Raw genomic sequence first — 15,508 nt, 5'->3', positions numbered from 1 at the left:
CGGTTTCGAATTACCTGGGGACGCATCGGGCCGGCCGTCGCCCGCCACCGCGGGGAGGCAGGGGGAGTCGGCGGTGAAGTTCACGACCCTGGGCTCCCTGCAGATCTGGAACGGCCCTCGGGGCTGCGCGCCGAGAACGCCCAAGGTGCTGCAGGTGCTGGCCATGCTGCTGGTGCGGGCCAACCGGACCGTGCGGACCGAATCGCTGATCCAGGAACTGTGGAGCGACAACCCGCCGCGCAGCGCGCTGACCACCATCCAGACCTACATCTACCAGCTGCGCAGGCTGTTCGAGCGGGAGCGGCTCGCCGAGAGCGGCGACGAGATGCTGATCACCCGCTCACCCGGCTACATCCTGCTCGTGCGACCCGACCAGCTCGACCAGCAGCGGTTCCACGACCTGCGGGAGGAGGGCCGGGCCCACTTCTCGCGACGCCGGTTCGCCGAGGCGTCGGCGAGCCTGCGGTCGGCGCTGAAGCTGTGGACCGAGAACCCCCTGGCGAACGTCAAGCTGGGCACCCAGCTCGCCGCGCACGTGGTGGACCTCCAGGAGCAGCGGCGCAACACCCTGCAACTCGCGATCGAGTCCGACATGGAACTGGGGCTGCACCGCGAGCTGATCGCCGAACTGCGCTCGATGACCGCGGTCTACCCGCTCGACGAGTGGTTCCACCAGCAGCTCATGCGCGTGCTCGACCGCAGCGGGCGGCGCAGCGACGCCCTGCGCGTCTACCACAGCCTGCGCAGCACGCTCGGCGACGAACTCGGCATCGACCCGTCGGCCGAAACCCAGGAACTGCACAGCAGGTTGCTCCGCTGACCGTCGCCGTCGGCCCGGCGCACCCCGCTCGTCGCAGCCGCCTCGGCGATGAGCGGGATCCGGGCCGACGGCGACGAAGACCGGCCGGCGTCACGCGTTGGCGAGCACGAATCCCCGGATCGTCTCGGCGATGTAGTCCACCATCTCCTGGGTGAGGCTGGGGTAGACGCCGACCCAGAACGTCTGCTCGGTGATGATGTCGCTGTTGTCCAGCGTTCCGCTGACCCGGTACTCGACGTCGGTGTAGGCGGGGTGGCGCGTCAGGTTGCCCCCGAAGAACCGGCGGGTGCTGATCCGGCGCGACTCCAGGAAGTCGACCAGCGCCTTGCGGGTGAAGCCGGCGTCGGGCCGCACGGTGAGCACGAACCCGAACCAGCTCGGGTCGCTGCCGGGCGTCGGCTCCGGCATCAGCAGGCCCGGCAGCCCGTCCAGCAGTTCCCGCAGCCGGGCCCAGTTGCGCCGCCGCAGCGCGCCGAACTCGGTGATCCGGCGCAGCTGGCTCAGCCCCAGCGCGGCTTGCAGGTCGGTCGACTTCAGGTTGTAGCCGACGTGGGAGAAGATGTACTTGTGGTCGTAGCCGTGCGGCAGCGTCCCCAACTGCTGGTCGAACCGCTTGAGGCACTTGTTGTCCTGGCCCGGCTCGCACCAGCAGTCGCGGCCCCAGTCCCGCATCGACTCCACGATCCGGGCCAGCGCCAGGTTGTCGGTCGTCACGCACCCGCCCTCGCCCATGGTGATGTGGTGGGCGGGGTAGAAGCTGGTCGTGGCCAGGTCGCCGAACGTGCCGGTGAGCCTGCCCCGGTACGTGGTGCCGACGGCGTCGCAGTTGTCCTCGATGAGGAACAGGCCCCGGTCCTCGGCGAGCTGCGCCATCTCGGCGACGGCGTAGGGGTTGCCCAGCGAGTGCGCGATCATGATCGCCTTCGTGCGCGGGCCGATCGCCGCCTCGACCCGCTCCGGGGTGGTGTTGTAGGTGCCCAGCTCGACGTCCACGAAGACCGGCACCATGCCGTTGTTGACGATGGGGTTGACCGTCGTCGGGAACCCGGCGGCGACCGTGACGACCTCGTCGCCCGGCCGGAGCCGGTGCTCCTCCAGCAGCGGCGAGGTCAGCGCGCCCAGCGCCAGCAGGTTCGCCGACGAGCCCGAGTTGGTCAGGTGCGCCTTGCGCAGCCCGAAGAACTTGGCGAACTCGCGCTCGAACCGCTGCGAGCTGACCCCCGCCGCGATGCGCATCTCCAGCGCCGCCTCGACCAGCGCGACCCGGTCGTCGTCGTCGAGCGTCGCGCCGGAGGACAGCAGCTGGGTCTCGCCGGGCGTGAAGTCCCGGGCCGCCCGGTCCTGGTGGTACTTGCGCACGAGGTCCAGGATGTAGGCCTTGTCGTCATCCATGCGTTGTCCCCTCAGGCTGGAGTGCTTCCTGGAGTGCTTCCCGGTCCGTTGCCCGCCGCGCGGCGGCCCGGCGGCTGTGTTCCACGAGTCCCGCCTGGACGACCGTGCTGTCGTCGACCGCCGGCCCCTCGCGCACGGCTCGGGCGAAGGCGGCGACCGAGTTCGCGCACTGGTCGTCGGCGGGCAGCACGAACTCCTCCCGGTCGTCCTGCCGGTCCAGCGCCACGACGGGCCGGTGCGTCGCGGGCGGTGTGAAGACGTGGTCGACCGACAGCCGCCCGGTGCTGCCGAGCAGCTCGTATCGGGACGTGTAGCGGTGCTCCAACCCGAACGCGAGGTGCCCGGTCACGCCGTCCGCGCGCCGCACCAGCACGCCGCCGCCCAGGTCCACACCCAGGTCGTCGTCGTGGCGCAGCGCGGCCCCGACGACCTCCAGCTCCGGTCCGAGCAGCAGTTGGGCCGCGCGCAACGGGTACGCGCCGACGTCGAGCAGCGCGCCGCCGCCCAGCTCGGGCCGGTGCCGGATGTCGCCGGGCGGGCGTGGCGGGATGGCGAAGGTCGCGGCGAACGAGCGCAGTGCGCCGATCGCGCCGTCGGCCAGCAGCCTCGCCACGTGACCGTGCTGCGAGTGGTGCACGAACATGAAGTTCTCCCGCAGCACCAGGTCCGCGCCGCGGGCCAGCTCCACCAGCTCGACCGTCGTGGCCAGGTCGGTGGTCAGCGGCTTCTCGGCCAGCACGTGCTTGCCCGCCAGCAGCGCGCGGCGGACCCACTCGGCGTGCAGGCCCGACGGGAGCGGGACGTAGACGGCGTCGACGTCCGCGCGGTCGAGCAACCGCTGGTACCCGCGCACCGGCTCGCCGCCGAAGGCGTCCGCCACGGCCCGCGCCTTGGCCTCGCTCCGGCTGGCCACCACCGCGAGCTCGATCCCCGGCACCGCGGCCACGGCGGGCAGCACGCGCCGGGTGGCGACGTCGGCGCAGCCCAGCAGCCCGAGCCGGAGCGGACGCCCGGTCACGACGTCGGCGCCGCCCAGCGGCCCGAGCCGCAGCGGGTGCCCGGTCACGACGTCGGTGCCGCCCAGCGGCCCGAGCCGCAGCGGGTGCCCGGTCACGACCCGGGCTCCGCGACGCGGTGGAACGCCCGGTTGTAGAACACGAGCGGTTCGCCCGGCGCGACCTCGGCCCGCCGGACCTCGCCCACCAGCATGGTGTGGTCGCCCACCTCGTACCTGCTGTGCACCACGCACTCCAGGGACGCCAGCGCGTCCTCCACGAACACCAGGCGCGGGTCGTCGTGCCGGAACGGGCCGCCCGCGAACTTGTCCTCCTCCTTGCTCGCGAACCTCATCGCCAGGTCGGCGTGCTCGGGGCGCAGGAAGTTGACCGCGAACTCGTCGCGCTGGGCGAACACCGGGTGGCAGCGGGCCGAGTGCGCCACGCACACGCAGACCAGCGGCGGGTCCAGCGACACCGAGCAGAACGCGCTGGCGGTGAACCCGTGCGGCGTGCCGTCGGCCGCCCGCGTCGTGACGATGGTGACCCCGCTGGGGAAGCGCGCCAGCGCCGCCTTGAAGCCGTTCACCGACAAGCCCTCCCGCCGGTTCACCGGGCGATGCAGGTGAGCAGGGAACGGGCGCCGACGTTGACGTGGTTGCCGTAGCGCACGAAGTTCGTCAACTGGTCGACCGTCATCCAGGCGTAGTCCTCCGGCACCTCCACCGGGAAGTCGTCGTCCGCCTCGACGAGCCGGTAGCTGTTCTCCGCGTGGTAGAACCGCCCGCCCTCCTCCGAGTGCACGACGTCGACCAGCACCCGCTCGGGCGGCGCGGACAGCACGTAGTCCAGGAACCGCGGCCGGCGGTCGGCGGGGAACTCCCGGTAGTTCTCCGGCGAGCAGTTGATGGTCGACGACATCTCCACCACGTCGCCGGTGCCCGGTTCGGTCCGGGCGTGCACCAGCAGGTGGGTGGTGCCGCGGATGCGCTTGCTGATGAACGCGATGACCCCGCGGCAGGTGGGCGCGAACATCGGCTGCGACCACTGCCCGACCTCGCGGTTGGTCGCCCGCACGTCCACGCCGACGACCTCGAAGAACCGGCCCAGCTCGTGGGAGATCCGCTCGGCGGAGGTCACCCAGTTCTTGACCTCCGAGAGCTTGATGACGCGGCGGTCGAGCTGGTAGCGCGCCTTGGCCTCGGTGAACCAGCTCAGCAGTTCCTCGGTGGTGTGCAACGCGTCGCCGTCGCCGCCGGAGGGCGCGAGGAACGACATCCCGGACAGCACGGTCCGGGAGTCCATGTTCACCAGGTTCTCGACGTGCACGAGTTCTTTGAGCTGGTCGGCGCTGAGCCAGCAGAAGTCGTCCAGCACGGGGACGTCGCCGTCCACCTCGATGATCATGTTGCGGTTGCGCTTGTTCAGGAACCACGAGCCCTGCTCGGATTGCAGGGCGTCGAACACCACGCGCCCGCTCCTCGGTGCGACGAAGTGCTCCAGGTAGGGCACGGGGTTGCCCTGGTGCACGCGGGTGTAGTTGCTCCGGGTGGCCTGGACGGTCGGTGAGAGCTGGAGCGTGTTGATGTTGCCCGGCTCCATCTTCGCCTGCATCAGGCAGTGCGGGACGCCGTCGAACTCCTTGACCAGGATGCCCAGGATGCCGATCTCCGGCTGGAGGATGATGGGCTGCGTCCACGACGCGGTCTCGCGGTGATCGGTGGTGACGTCGATGCCCTCGACCGAGAAGAACCGGCCGGTGCGGTGCCTGATGTTGCCCGAGTCGGGGTCGAAGCCCCACCCGTCGAGCTGATCGAGCGGCACGACGGACACCTCGTAGGTGTTCGCGGCCCTGCGCTGTGCCAACCAGTCGTGGAACTCCGACAGTTCGCGGAACACGGCTCTCCTCCCCTGGGTGCGAGGACAGCGGTGCGCGCGGCGGACCGGCGGTCCTCGGCCACCCGTCGTCAGACGGGCACCAGGTTCGCGCGATCCCCTTGAGACGCCGTCGGGTTCCCGCTCAAGGACGACTGGACCCGCCGCGAACGGCGGACCGGCCCGGCGCACGCCGAACCGGGCGGACGCGGAGTGCGCCCGCCCGGTGGCGGTGGTGGGCGTCGGGCCCGGCGGTGCGAGTCCTGCGGTGGTGATTCCCGCGGTGGCGGGGATCGTGGTGGTGTCAGGCTTGGTAGGGGCGCTTGGCGCGGGCCTCGGACAGCGCCAGCGCCCACCAGGCGAGCTGGTCCAGCAGCACCTTGGCCGCCGCGTTGCAGCTGTCGGGGTCGACGGGCTCGCCCTCGTCGTCGAACTGGTTCCACGCGCCGTGGAAGCTGACCGTGTCGCGAATCGTGACCGCGTGCAGTTCGGCGAACACCTGGCGCAGGTGCTCCACCGCCCGCAGGCCGCCCGCCTGGCCGCCGTAGGAGACGAAGCCGACCGGCTTGGCCCGCCACTCCGCGTAGTGCCAGTCGATGGCGCTCTTGAGCGCCGCCGGGTAGCTGTGGTTGTACTCCGGGGTCACCACGACGAACGCGTCCGCGGCGGCTAACCGCGCGGTGACGGCCGCCACCTCGGGGACCGTCACGCCGGCCGCGCCCAGCGTCTCCGGGAGCCTGGCCTCGGCGAGGTCGACGACGTCGATCGTCATGTCGTCCCGGGCGGCGGCCTGGCCGACGAACCAGCGGGAGACGGTCGGCGCGAAGCGGCCCGCCCGGGTGCTGCCGATGATCACGGCCGTGCGGAGGGGTTGACTCGACATGGGTGTCCTCTCGTCTGGCCGCACCGGCGTGCGGGCCCGCGAACCGACGGTAGGAGCTCAACCAAAGTTGAGGTCAAACCCGTCGGTGCCGAAGCGTTCTCGAGGGCGCGTCGAGCGCCGCACCAAACACGCCGCCGACGATGCTGCGCATGAGGATCCTCTTCGTCGTAGGCGGCAGCTCCGGCGTCATCTTCTCGTTGATCCCGCTCGCCCAGGCGGCGCGCAACGCGGGCCACCAGGTGTTCCTGGCCGGGCCGTACGACGTCATGCACACGATCACGGCGGCCGGCCTGCCCGCCGTGTCGGTGAGCGAGCTGTCCATGATGGACACCTACGTCGACCGCAAGGGCGATTTCCAGCAGATCCCGAAGGACCTGCACGAGCGGTACCTGTTCAACGGCCGCTGCTTCGGCCGGTTCGCGGCGGGCTGCTTCGACGGGCTGCTGGAGCTGGCCGACCGCTGGCGGCCGGACCTCGTGGTGGGCGGCGCGCTCGCGTTCGCGGCTCCCCTGGTCGCCGCGCACGCCGGGGTGCCCTACGTCAAGCACGCCGTGGACATGGGCGAACCGCGGATGATCGACCTGTCCGCGGCGGCCGAGCTGGGGCCGGAGCTGGAGCGGCTCGGCCTCTACGACATGCCCCGGGCCGACCTGTGGGTCGACACCACCCCGCCGAGCCTGCGGGTCGCCGACGCGCCGCCCGCCCAGCTCATGCGGTACGTGCCGTACACGACGTCGAGGGTGCTCGAACCGTGGATGTACACCAAGGGCGACCGGCCGCGCCTGCTGGTCTCGGCGGGCAGCCGGGTCACCCCCGACCGGGACTTCGACACGCTCAGCGGCCTGGTGGCCAAGGTGTCCCAGCTCGACGTGGAACTGCTGATCGGGGCGCCGGAGGACGTGGCCGAGAAGCTGCGGCCGCTGCCGGACAACGTCCGCGCGGGCTGGCTGCCGCTGGACGTGCTGGCCCCGACGTGCGACCTGGTGATGCACCACGCGGGCGGCAACACCGTGCTGGGCAACATGGCGCACGGGGTGCCGCAGGTCCTCATCCCGTACCTGCCCTACGTCGTGGACTACAGCACCCGGCTCGCCGAGTACGGGGCGGCGAAGATCGTCGACCCCGAGGAGGACACCGCGGAGAACATCGCGCAGGCGCTGCGGGAGGTCCTCGAAACGCCGTCGTACCGGGAGCGGGCGCGGGAACTGGCCGCCGAGATGGCGGCGCTGCCCACGCCCGCCCAGGTCGTGGGCGCGCTGGAAGAGGTGGCGGCCCGCTGATGCGACTGCTCTTCCTCTCGGCGCTGCGCAAGACGCTGCACGAGACCACGATCGGCGTCGACCTGGCCGCGCAGCTCGCCGGTGCGGGGATCCGCAGCCACTTCGTGGTCGACCTGTTCAACGAGGAGCAGCTCAAGGCCGCCGACCTGCCGCACACGCTGCTCGACCCGTCGATGGGCCCGGCCGTGCGCGACGTGGTCCGCGGCGCGGTCCACGACTTCCGGCCGGACGCGATCGTGCTGGCCGACTACCTCGGGCACTGGATGACCTTCGACGTCGGCTACTCCGTCGACCCGTGGTTCATCGACGAGTTCGACCTGCCGGTCATCCCGATCGACCTCTACGACCTGGAGAACACCACCCGCGAGGTCGAGGTCCTGGGCCGGACCGTCCAGGTCAGCGACCGGATCCTGGGCATGGGCCGCCACCTCCAGCCGGTGCCGATGAGCCGCCCGACCGCCGTGCCCGGACGCCTCGGGCGGCCCTACCGCGTCACGCGCTCGACGGAGCCGCTGACGGCGGCGCGGCGCGCGGAGGTCCGCCGGTCGCTCGGGCTGGGCGAGCGCGACCGGCTGCTGATGGTGCCGACCCTGCCCTGGCAGGAGTCGATGCGGCTGCACGCGGGTCCCGCCACCCGCGAACTGGCCGCCAGGGTGCCCGAGCTGGTCGTGCGCTACCTGCGCCGGCTGCCGGCGGACACCCACTTCCTGCTCACCGGCCCCGTGTTCGCGGGCGTCGAAGGCCTGCCGCCGGACCGGGTGCACCTGCGCCCGGCCTACGGCGCGCGCGAGTACGACGAACTGGTGGGCACGTCGGACGCGGTGTGGTCGTTCCACCTGCCGTCGTTCGCGCTGGAGCGGGCGGTGTTCGCCGACGTGCCGGGGATGCTGTCGGTCAACGGGTTCGACGTGGCCGGGCCGGCCGACGCCGACCGGCTGGCGGAGGCGTTCGGCGGCCTGTCCCCCACCGTCGCGCGGTGGCTGGCCGACTACCCCGGCGCGGTGCCCTCGTTCCACATGTGGCCGCTGCGCTGGAACTCGGTGCTCGCGCCGCTGATGGTGGACAACCCGTTCGGCGACGCGGTCGAGCGCGTCGAGCTCTTCGACGAGGCCGCGGTCGTCGGCGGGCTGCACGACCTGCTCCACGACCCGGGCACGCGCGATCGGCTCGCGGCGGCCCGCGCCCGGTACCGGGACCTGATCGACGCGCTGCCGCCCACGCCGGAGGTGTTCCTGGCCGCCACGCGGGAACTGGGCATCGCCGATCCCGAACCAGTCACAGGAGGCACAACGTGAAGCTCGCCGGCAAGGTCGCCGTCGTCACCGGTGGCGCGAAGGAACTGGGCGCGGCCGTCACCAGGGGGTTCCTGGCGGAGGGCGCCCGGGTCGTGTGCGCGGGCCGCGACGAGGTCGCCGCGAAGGAACTGGTCGACAGCAGCGGCGGCGACGTCGTGTTCCACCCCGTCGACGTGCGCCACCAGGAGTCCGTGCGCGAGCTGTTCGACTTCGCCGCCGGGCACTTCGGCGCGGTGGACGTCGTGGTGGCCAACGCCGGGGTGAGCAGGCCGGGGCCGATCGCCGCGCTCGCCCTGGAGGCGTGGACCGAGGTGTTCGACACCAACGTCACGGGTCTGCTGCACTGCCTCCAGGCCGCGGTCCCCGTGCTGGAACGCGGCGGCGGCGGCCGGATCATCACGATGTCCTCCGCGCTGGGCGCCAGGGCGGTGCCCGGCGCCTCGGCCTACTGCGCGTCCAAGGCCGCGGTCGAGATGCTCACCAAGGTCGCCGCGATCGAGCTGGCCCCGAAGGGGATCAGCGTCAACTGCCTGTCCCCCGGCTTCATCGACGTGGGCATGGGCAGGCAGCTGGCCGCGAACGAGGCGGTGTGGTCGCAGTACCGGACCAAGCTCGCGGCCGGGCGGATGGGCACCGCCGAGCAGGTGGCGGCGGCCGCGGTCTACCTGGCCTCCGCCGACGCGGACTACGTCAACGGCCACGTGCTGGCGGTCGACGGCGGGCTCCGCTGGTGACGGCCCGCACCGCACAACCCGTTACCCACGACCGGAATGAGCGTTGAGATGACCCAGGGCAAGTCCATGACCGCGGAGCAGGTCGGCGAGTACTTCGACGACCGGAGCTGGCTGTTCTCCATCAACGGTTTCAACCTGCACATCGGCTACTTCGACGACGTGGACCCCGACACCGACCCGAAGGAGCGGCACACCGACGTGCTGATCGAGGCGGTCGGTCTCCAGGCGGGGCAACGGCTGCTCGACGTCGGCTGCGGCTTCGGCCGGCCCGCGATCCGGTTCGTCCAGCGCACCGACGCCGACGTGCTCGGGATCAACGTCAGCGAGGAGCAGATCCGCACCGCGAACCGGCTGGCCGCCGAGGCGGGCGTGGGCGACCGGGCGAAGTTCGAGGTCGCCGACGCCAACCGGCTGCCCTACCCGGACGGCTCCTTCGACGCCGTGTGGGCGGTGGAGGTGCTGATGTACCTGCCGGACCGGTTGACCGCGCTCAAGGAGATCCACCGGGTGCTGGCCCCCGGCGGCACCTTCGTGCTCAGCGACTACACCGAGCTGCTCGACCTGACCGACGAGCAGCGGGAGGCGCTGGCGGAGGGGTTCACCGTGGACTCGTTGCCGACGTCCGAACAGTACGACGACCTCCTGTCGGCAGCGGGCTTCACGTCCGTCCGCAGCGAGGACGCGACACCCCACCTGCACAAGTCGGCGGCCCGCATCCCGCAGATCCTCGCCGACAACTACGACCTGATCGCCGAGAAGGGCGGCCGGGAGTTCGCCGAGGAGTTCCGGGCGATGTTGAGCAAGGTCGCGGTCCTGGAGCGCGACTACATGGGTTACGTGATCAAGGTGCTGCGCAAGAAGTGACAACCGATCCGAGAGGACAGACCCGGTGAACCCCACGAAGACACGGGCGACCGCCGTCGTGACGGCGCTGGTCGCCACCACGCTGTTCGCGCCGAGCGCGAGCGCGGACGCCGACGGCGGCCCGCACGCCACGACCGCGACGACGGTGACCGTGCCGTACCTGTGCCGCACCACCGAGAACGGCGGGTGGATCCCGCTCAACGGCCACAAGCGCAACTACGACACCGTGGCGCCGGTCGAGGTCAAAGCGGGACAGGTGTTCCTGGTCTCGGTCGACCCGGCGCCGTCCACGACGAACGCCGAGTACATGAAGACCATCAAGGACGTCGTGGTCGCGTACAAACTCCCGTCCAACGCGGTCTTGTTGGGCTACGCGCTGTCCGGGGCGAGCGGTCTGGGGCCTGCCGCGCCGCAGGTGCAGATCACCGGTGACCAGTTCGTGGTGACCGCGCCCGGCCCGATCGCGGGCGGCACGGTCTACGACATGCCGAAGGTGACGTTCGTGTTCAGCGCCTCCCGCGCCGGCACGGTGACGACCGCGCCGGGCGGGACGGGCTTCGAGCAGCCGGGCTTCGCCTTCACCCGCCTGCTGGTCGGCGAGACCGAGTGGGGCCCGGTGCAGTGCTACCCGGACCCGGCGCAGCCGGTCGGGTTCACCGCCACCACCGTCAGGTAGTCGTGGCCTCGGGGACGCGGGTGCGCGGCCCCGAGGTCACCCCTGGGGGAACTCCCGCAGGGACGGCCGCACGACGGCCCGCTTCAGCTCGAAGAACGCCTCCTCGGCGACGAGCACCCGGAACGCGTCCCACAGCCGCACCGCCCGCTCGCCGCGCACCACCTCGGCCACGACCGGGCCCCACACGGCGGGACCGCCGTTGAGCGAGAGGGTCGGCGCGCCGACCACCCGCCGCCGGTAACGCCCGGCGGGCACCCGCTCGTGCGAGGCGCGCAGCCAGTCGTCCCACTCCGGCTCGTCCTTGGCGGTGACCAGATCGGCGGGCAGGCCGACCTCGGCGAGCGCGGCGTCGACCACCGGGCCCACCCGGTCGAGCAGGGCCAGCCGCACGTCGGTCAGCTCCTCGTCCGACGCGGTGCGCATCGGCCCGAACAGACCGCCCGGCTCGTGGAGCCGGCTGCCCAGCGCGGTGTAGAACGGCCCGACGACCTCCGGGCCGCACCGCTCGCGGACCGCCGCGGCCACCCGCGCGAGCCGCTTGGCGGGCTCGTGCAGCCGCTGCCGCTCGGCGGGCACCTCCTCGAGGCCCCCGTTGAGCACGGACAGGCCCATCGGGTGCCAGGTGATCTCCAGCGGGCGGACGGCCGCCGCCTCGACCAGCCAGCGGGCGGCCAGCCACGTCCACCCGCACAGCGGGTCGAACCAGAAGTCGACCCGGTCACGCGTGCCGCCGGTCATCCCCACGCCCCTCCCCCGGTCCTGCGAGGACCGCTCAGCCGATCGACAGCACGACCTTGCCGCGGCCGTGGCCGGTGCCCACCTCGCGGTGCGCGTCGGCGGCCTGCTCCAGCGGGTAGGTCCGGCGGACCTGGATCTTGAGCGCGCCCTCGTCGACGAGCCGGGCCAGCGTGGCCAGCCGCTCGGGGGAGCGCTTGCTGCCCAGCCAGCGCACGCCGAGCTCCTGGTAGATCTCGAACGCGACCATCGTGCCGACGCGGTCCTTGTCGGCCACCAGTTCCACCGCCGCGCGCAGGCCGTCCGCGCCCGCGGCGTCCAGGCTCACGTCGACGCCGTCCGGGGCGAGCGCGCGGACGCGTTCCACCAGTCCCTCGCCGTAGGTCACGGGGATGGCGCCCAGCGAGCGCAGGTAGTCGTGGTTGGCCTCGCTCGCGGTGCCGATCACGGTCGCGCCGATCATCCGGGCCAGCTGCACCGCGACCGTGCCGACCGCCCCGGCGGCGGCGTGCACGAGGAACGTCTCGCCGTCCTTGACGCCGAGCACCTCCACGGCGGTGTGGGCGGCCTGACCCGCGCCGGACAGTCCCGCGGCGACCTCCCAGGGGACGTTCGCGGGCTTGTGCGTGACCTGGTCGGCCGGCACGGCGACGTACTCCGCGTAGGCGCCCAGGGTGCTGAAGCCGAGCACCTCGTCGCCCACGGAGTAGCCGGTGACGTCGGCGCCGACCTGGTCGACCACGCCCGCGAACTCGTTGCCGATCACCTGCGGGTACACCAGCGTCGCGCCGGGCGGGGTCCACCCCTCCCGGACGGCGAGGTCGACCGGCTGCACGCCGGCGGCCTTGACCCGGACCCGCACCTGCCCGGGGCCCGCCTCCGGCGTGTCCACCTCGACCAGTTCGAGGACCTCGGGCCCACCGGGCGCGGAAAAAGCTGCGGCTTTCATTCGACAAGATCTCCGATCGGTGTTCTCCGCGCTCGTCGGCGCGGTGGTCTGGGCGCGGTGGCGGGGTCGCGCTTGTGCTCGGCGATGGTCAGGGCGAACGCCGCCGCGGCGGCGACCAGGCAGGCGATGATCAGGAACACGGTGCTCATCGCGCCGGACAGGCCCTCCAGGATCGGCCGGGCGAGCCGGGGGTCGAGCGCGGCCAACCCGGAGGTGTCGTCGAGGTCGATGCCCGCCGTGCCCGCGCGCAGCCCCTCGGCCACGGCCCGGTTCGCCGGATCGGCCGCCACCGCCGAGTCGGCGAGCACCCGCGCGGCCTCCGGCGCCGACGCCGCCGCGACGATGCGGCCGGCGGCCAGGTTGAACAACAGGGACAGGAACACCGCGGTGCCCGCGATGCCACCGATCTGGCGGGCGAAGCCGTACAGGCCGCTGGCCACGCCCATGTTCTCCGGCGGCACGCTGTTCTGCAGCGCGGTGAGCACGGTCTGCATGAACATGCCGAACCCGAGGCCCATCACGACGACCAGCCCGGCCGTGATCCACAGCGGCGTGTCGACGCCGACCGCGGCGAGCGCGAAGTAGGACGCGCTCATGATCGCCAGTCCGGGCGCCAGCAGGACCTTGTAGCGCCCGGTGCGCGCCATGATCGGGCCGCACAGCTTCGCCCCGACGGTGGTCGCGAGGGACTGCGGGAGCAGCAGCAGGCCCGCGGTCGTGGGCGACATCCCCTTCACGACCTGGAGGTACAGCGGGATGAACGCGGTCGCGGTGAACGCGCCGACGCCGCCGAGGAAGTTGATCACGTTGACCCGGGTGAACCCGCGGGCCCGGAACAGCCGCGGCGGCAGCAGGGCGTCGTCGCCCAGGCGCCGCTCGACCAGCAGGAACGCCACCAGCCCGGCGAGGCCCGCCGCGTAGGCGGCCAGCGCCCGACCCGAGGACCAGCCCCACTCCCGGCCCTGCTCGGCGACCAGCAGCAGCGGCACCAGGCAGGCGATCAGCGCGGCCGCGCCCCAGTGGTCGACGCGGCGCCCGGCGCGGGTGGACCGGTCGGTGTAGAGCCTGCCGACGACCAGCAGCGCGACCAGCCCGATGGGCAGGTTGACCAGGAAGATCCAGCGCCAGCCGGGGACGCCCAGGATCGTGTCCGCGCCGGCGAGCAGGCCGCCCACCACCGGGCCCGCGACGCTGGCCACGCCGTAGAGGATGCCGATGTTGGCCTGGTAGCGGATGCGCTGCCGCGGCGGAAACATGTCGGCGATCGCGGCCAGCGCCAGCGACGCCAGGCCGCCCGCGCCCAGGCCCTGCACGCCGCGGCACACCGCGAGCTGGTGGATGCCCTGCGCGAGGGCGCACAGCAGCGACCCGAGCACGAACAACGCGATCGCGACCAGGTAGAGCCGCTTGCGGCCGAAGATGTCGGAGAGCTTGCCGTACAGCGGGGCCGAGATGGTCATCGTCATCAGGTACGCGGTCGTGACCCAGGCCTGCGCGGTGAGGCCGTGCAGGGAGTCCGCGACCGTGCGCAGCGCGGTGGCCATGATCATGCCGTCCAGCGCCGACATGAAGACGCCGGTCAGCAGGCCGACCAGCACGGCCCGCACGGCGACCCCGGTCGGCTCGGGCCGCGCGTCGGTCGTTCCCGCCATGTCCCCCACTCCCCCCGCCGCGCCCACCGCCCGGCGCTCCTCAGCGTGCAACCTCAACCTTGGTTCAGGTCAAGCACCGCCGGGCGCGTTCGGCACCCCGAAGCCGATCAGGAGGGGAAGTCGCCGTCGTACAGGCGGTGCGGACCGGGGCCGCGCTGCCCCAGCTCGTCGCGGGTGTTGCCGAGCCGGCACCGGCTGATCGACAGGCAGCCGCAGCCGATGCACTCGGTGAGGTTGTCCTTCAGCCGCTGCATGTGCAGGATCCGCGTCTCCAGCTCGTCGCGCCACGACCGCGACAGCCGCGCCCAGTCGCCCCGGGTGGGTGTGCGCCCGTCGGGCAGTTCGGCCAGCGCGTCCCGGATCATGCCCAGCGAGATGCCGACCCGCTGGGCGTACCGGATGAACGTCACCCGGCGCAGCGTGTCGCGGGCGTAGCGCCGCTGGTTGCCCACCGTGCGCCTGCTGCTGATGAGCCCCTTGGCCTCGTAGAACCGCAACGCCGACAGCGGCACGCCGCTGCGCTCGGAGAGCTGGCCGATGGTGATTTCCTTCGCGTCCCAGGGTAAGTCGCCCACGACGCGAGGTTACGTCAGAGCAGGTGCGCGCCGCCGTCGACGCGGACCACGTCACCGGTCGAGTAGGTCGCGTCCACCAGGTTGAGCACGGCGTCGGCGACGTCGCCCGGCAGCCCGACCCGCCGCATCGGGGTGCTCTTGCGCACCGCCTCGGCGATGTCGGTGAACGTCGCCGTCCACGGCGTCTCGATCAGGCCCGGCGCCACCGCGTTCACCCGGACGGCGGGACCGAGCGAGGCCGCCAGCAGGCGGGTCATGTGCTCGATCGCGGCCTTGCTGACCGCGTACGGGATGGAGCTGCCGGCGGGCCTGCTGCCCGCGATCGAGGAGATGTTGACGACGACCCCCTGGCCCGACGCCGCCAGGTGCGGCGCGGCGGCCACCGTGGTCTGCCAGGTGCCGATGACGTTGACGTCCAGGATCTCCCGCCACACCTCGGGTCCGGCCGCCTCCAGGTCGGCGTGCGGGATCCGGCGGGTGGTGCCGGCGTTGTTGACCAGCACGTCGAGCCTGCCGTAGTGCTCGACCACCTCGGCGACCAGCCGCCGCGCCTGGTCCTGCGCCGAGATGTCGGCCTGGACGTAGTGCGCGTCGGGCAGCGACGCGGCCACCTCCCGCCCCGCCTCGACCGACCGGGCCGAGTTGACCACCACCCGCAACCCGGCCGCGGCGAGCCGGGCGGCCACCGCCGCGCCGATCCCCGACGACGACCCGGTCACCAGCGCCACTCGCTTCTCCGACATCCGTGCTCCTCCTCCTGCCCGGCCGGCGGCCGGGGTCGTG

The 15,508-nt window shown here is 72.4% G+C and carries 16 protein-coding genes; 6 read left to right on the top strand and 10 right to left on the bottom strand.

Annotated elements, in window-relative coordinates; translation table 11 throughout:
• Nucleotides 1–73 precede the first annotated feature (73 nt).
• Nucleotides 74–820: an AfsR/SARP family transcriptional regulator gene (locus DFJ66_RS39940; protein ID WP_246030109.1), complete on the top strand. Its 747-nt coding sequence runs from the start codon at nucleotides 74–76 to the stop codon at nucleotides 818–820.
• A gap of 90 nt (nucleotides 821–910) precedes the next feature.
• On the opposite strand, the gene rfbH is transcribed toward DFJ66_RS39940, so the two are convergent.
• The 5 genes from rfbH to DFJ66_RS39915 all read right to left on the bottom strand — a co-directional run bounded on the left by rfbH (nucleotide 911) and on the right by DFJ66_RS39915 (nucleotide 5,965).
• Nucleotides 911–2,212 (bottom strand): lipopolysaccharide biosynthesis protein RfbH, encoded by a 1,302-nt coding sequence (gene rfbH, locus DFJ66_RS39935; protein WP_121229704.1) that lies wholly within the window; start codon nucleotides 2,210–2,212, stop codon nucleotides 911–913.
• Nucleotides 2,205–3,326 (bottom strand): Gfo/Idh/MocA family protein, encoded by a 1,122-nt coding sequence (locus DFJ66_RS39930; protein WP_246030108.1) that lies wholly within the window; start codon nucleotides 3,324–3,326, stop codon nucleotides 2,205–2,207. The genes rfbH and DFJ66_RS39930 overlap by 8 nt, the downstream gene beginning before the upstream one ends.
• Nucleotides 3,323–3,820: a flavin reductase family protein gene (locus DFJ66_RS39925; protein ID WP_121229702.1), complete on the bottom strand. Its 498-nt coding sequence runs from the start codon at nucleotides 3,818–3,820 to the stop codon at nucleotides 3,323–3,325. The genes DFJ66_RS39930 and DFJ66_RS39925 overlap by 4 nt, the downstream gene beginning before the upstream one ends.
• The gene (locus tag DFJ66_RS39920; RefSeq protein ID WP_121229700.1) at nucleotides 3,817–5,106 is read right to left on the bottom strand and encodes an NDP-hexose 2,3-dehydratase family protein; all 1,290 of its coding nucleotides are present in this window, start codon (nucleotides 5,104–5,106) and stop codon (nucleotides 3,817–3,819) included. The genes DFJ66_RS39925 and DFJ66_RS39920 overlap by 4 nt, the downstream gene beginning before the upstream one ends.
• A gap of 280 nt (nucleotides 5,107–5,386) precedes the next feature.
• On the bottom strand, nucleotides 5,387–5,965 hold the full coding sequence (locus DFJ66_RS39915) for an NADPH-dependent FMN reductase (protein ID WP_121229698.1): 579 nt from the start codon (nucleotides 5,963–5,965) through the stop codon (nucleotides 5,387–5,389).
• A gap of 149 nt (nucleotides 5,966–6,114) precedes the next feature.
• On the opposite strand from DFJ66_RS39915, the gene DFJ66_RS39910 reads away from it, so the two are divergent.
• Genes DFJ66_RS39910 through DFJ66_RS39890 form a run of 5 tightly spaced genes read left to right on the top strand, consistent with a single transcriptional unit; the run spans nucleotide 6,115 to nucleotide 10,814 of the window.
• Nucleotides 6,115–7,245 (top strand): glycosyltransferase, encoded by a 1,131-nt coding sequence (locus tag DFJ66_RS39910; protein WP_121229696.1) that lies wholly within the window; start codon nucleotides 6,115–6,117, stop codon nucleotides 7,243–7,245.
• Entirely contained in the window at nucleotides 7,245–8,540 is a 1,296-nt protein-coding gene (locus DFJ66_RS39905; RefSeq protein WP_121229694.1) for a DUF6365 family protein, read from the top strand. The genes DFJ66_RS39910 and DFJ66_RS39905 overlap by 1 nt, the downstream gene beginning before the upstream one ends.
• The gene (locus DFJ66_RS39900) at nucleotides 8,537–9,274 is read left to right on the top strand and encodes an SDR family NAD(P)-dependent oxidoreductase (protein ID WP_121229692.1); all 738 of its coding nucleotides are present in this window, start codon (nucleotides 8,537–8,539) and stop codon (nucleotides 9,272–9,274) included. Before DFJ66_RS39905 ends, DFJ66_RS39900 begins: the two co-directional genes overlap by 4 nt.
• A 36-nt stretch (nucleotides 9,275–9,310) precedes the next feature.
• A complete protein-coding gene (locus DFJ66_RS39895; RefSeq protein WP_211351473.1) occupies nucleotides 9,311–10,138 on the top strand; it encodes a class I SAM-dependent methyltransferase in 828 nt (275 codons plus the stop codon).
• A 25-nt stretch (nucleotides 10,139–10,163) separates the two neighbouring features.
• A complete protein-coding gene (locus tag DFJ66_RS39890; protein ID WP_211351472.1) occupies nucleotides 10,164–10,814 on the top strand; it encodes a hypothetical protein in 651 nt (216 codons plus the stop codon).
• Between the two features lie 36 nt (nucleotides 10,815–10,850).
• Here the strand turns inward: DFJ66_RS39890 and DFJ66_RS39885 are convergent, their stop codons facing one another.
• The 5 genes from DFJ66_RS39885 to DFJ66_RS39865 form a co-directional block, all read right to left on the bottom strand.
• Complete coding sequence (locus DFJ66_RS39885) at nucleotides 10,851–11,552, bottom strand: mycothiol-dependent nitroreductase Rv2466c family protein (protein ID WP_121229688.1); 702 nt, start codon at nucleotides 11,550–11,552, stop codon at nucleotides 10,851–10,853.
• A 34-nt stretch (nucleotides 11,553–11,586) separates the two neighbouring features.
• Nucleotides 11,587–12,498: an NADP-dependent oxidoreductase gene (locus tag DFJ66_RS39880; protein WP_121229686.1), complete on the bottom strand. Its 912-nt coding sequence runs from the start codon at nucleotides 12,496–12,498 to the stop codon at nucleotides 11,587–11,589.
• Nucleotides 12,495–14,150, bottom strand: a complete 1,656-nt coding sequence (locus DFJ66_RS39875; RefSeq protein WP_121232416.1) for an MDR family MFS transporter — start codon at nucleotides 14,148–14,150, stop codon at nucleotides 12,495–12,497. Before DFJ66_RS39875 ends, DFJ66_RS39880 begins: the two co-directional genes overlap by 4 nt.
• Before the next feature lie 107 nt (nucleotides 14,151–14,257).
• Complete coding sequence (gene soxR, locus DFJ66_RS39870) at nucleotides 14,258–14,725, bottom strand: redox-sensitive transcriptional activator SoxR (RefSeq protein ID WP_121229684.1); 468 nt, start codon at nucleotides 14,723–14,725, stop codon at nucleotides 14,258–14,260.
• Between the two features lie 14 nt (nucleotides 14,726–14,739).
• The gene (locus DFJ66_RS39865; RefSeq protein ID WP_121229682.1) at nucleotides 14,740–15,468 is read right to left on the bottom strand and encodes an SDR family NAD(P)-dependent oxidoreductase; all 729 of its coding nucleotides are present in this window, start codon (nucleotides 15,466–15,468) and stop codon (nucleotides 14,740–14,742) included.
• Nucleotides 15,469–15,508: the final 40 nt, after the last annotated feature.

This window comes from Saccharothrix variisporea (assembly GCF_003634995.1).
GTDB classification, from domain to species: domain Bacteria; phylum Actinomycetota; class Actinomycetes; order Mycobacteriales; family Pseudonocardiaceae; genus Actinosynnema; species Actinosynnema variisporeum.
Note: the sequence above shows the minus strand (reverse complement) of the source record. Positions and strands in the feature narration are given on the sequence as shown.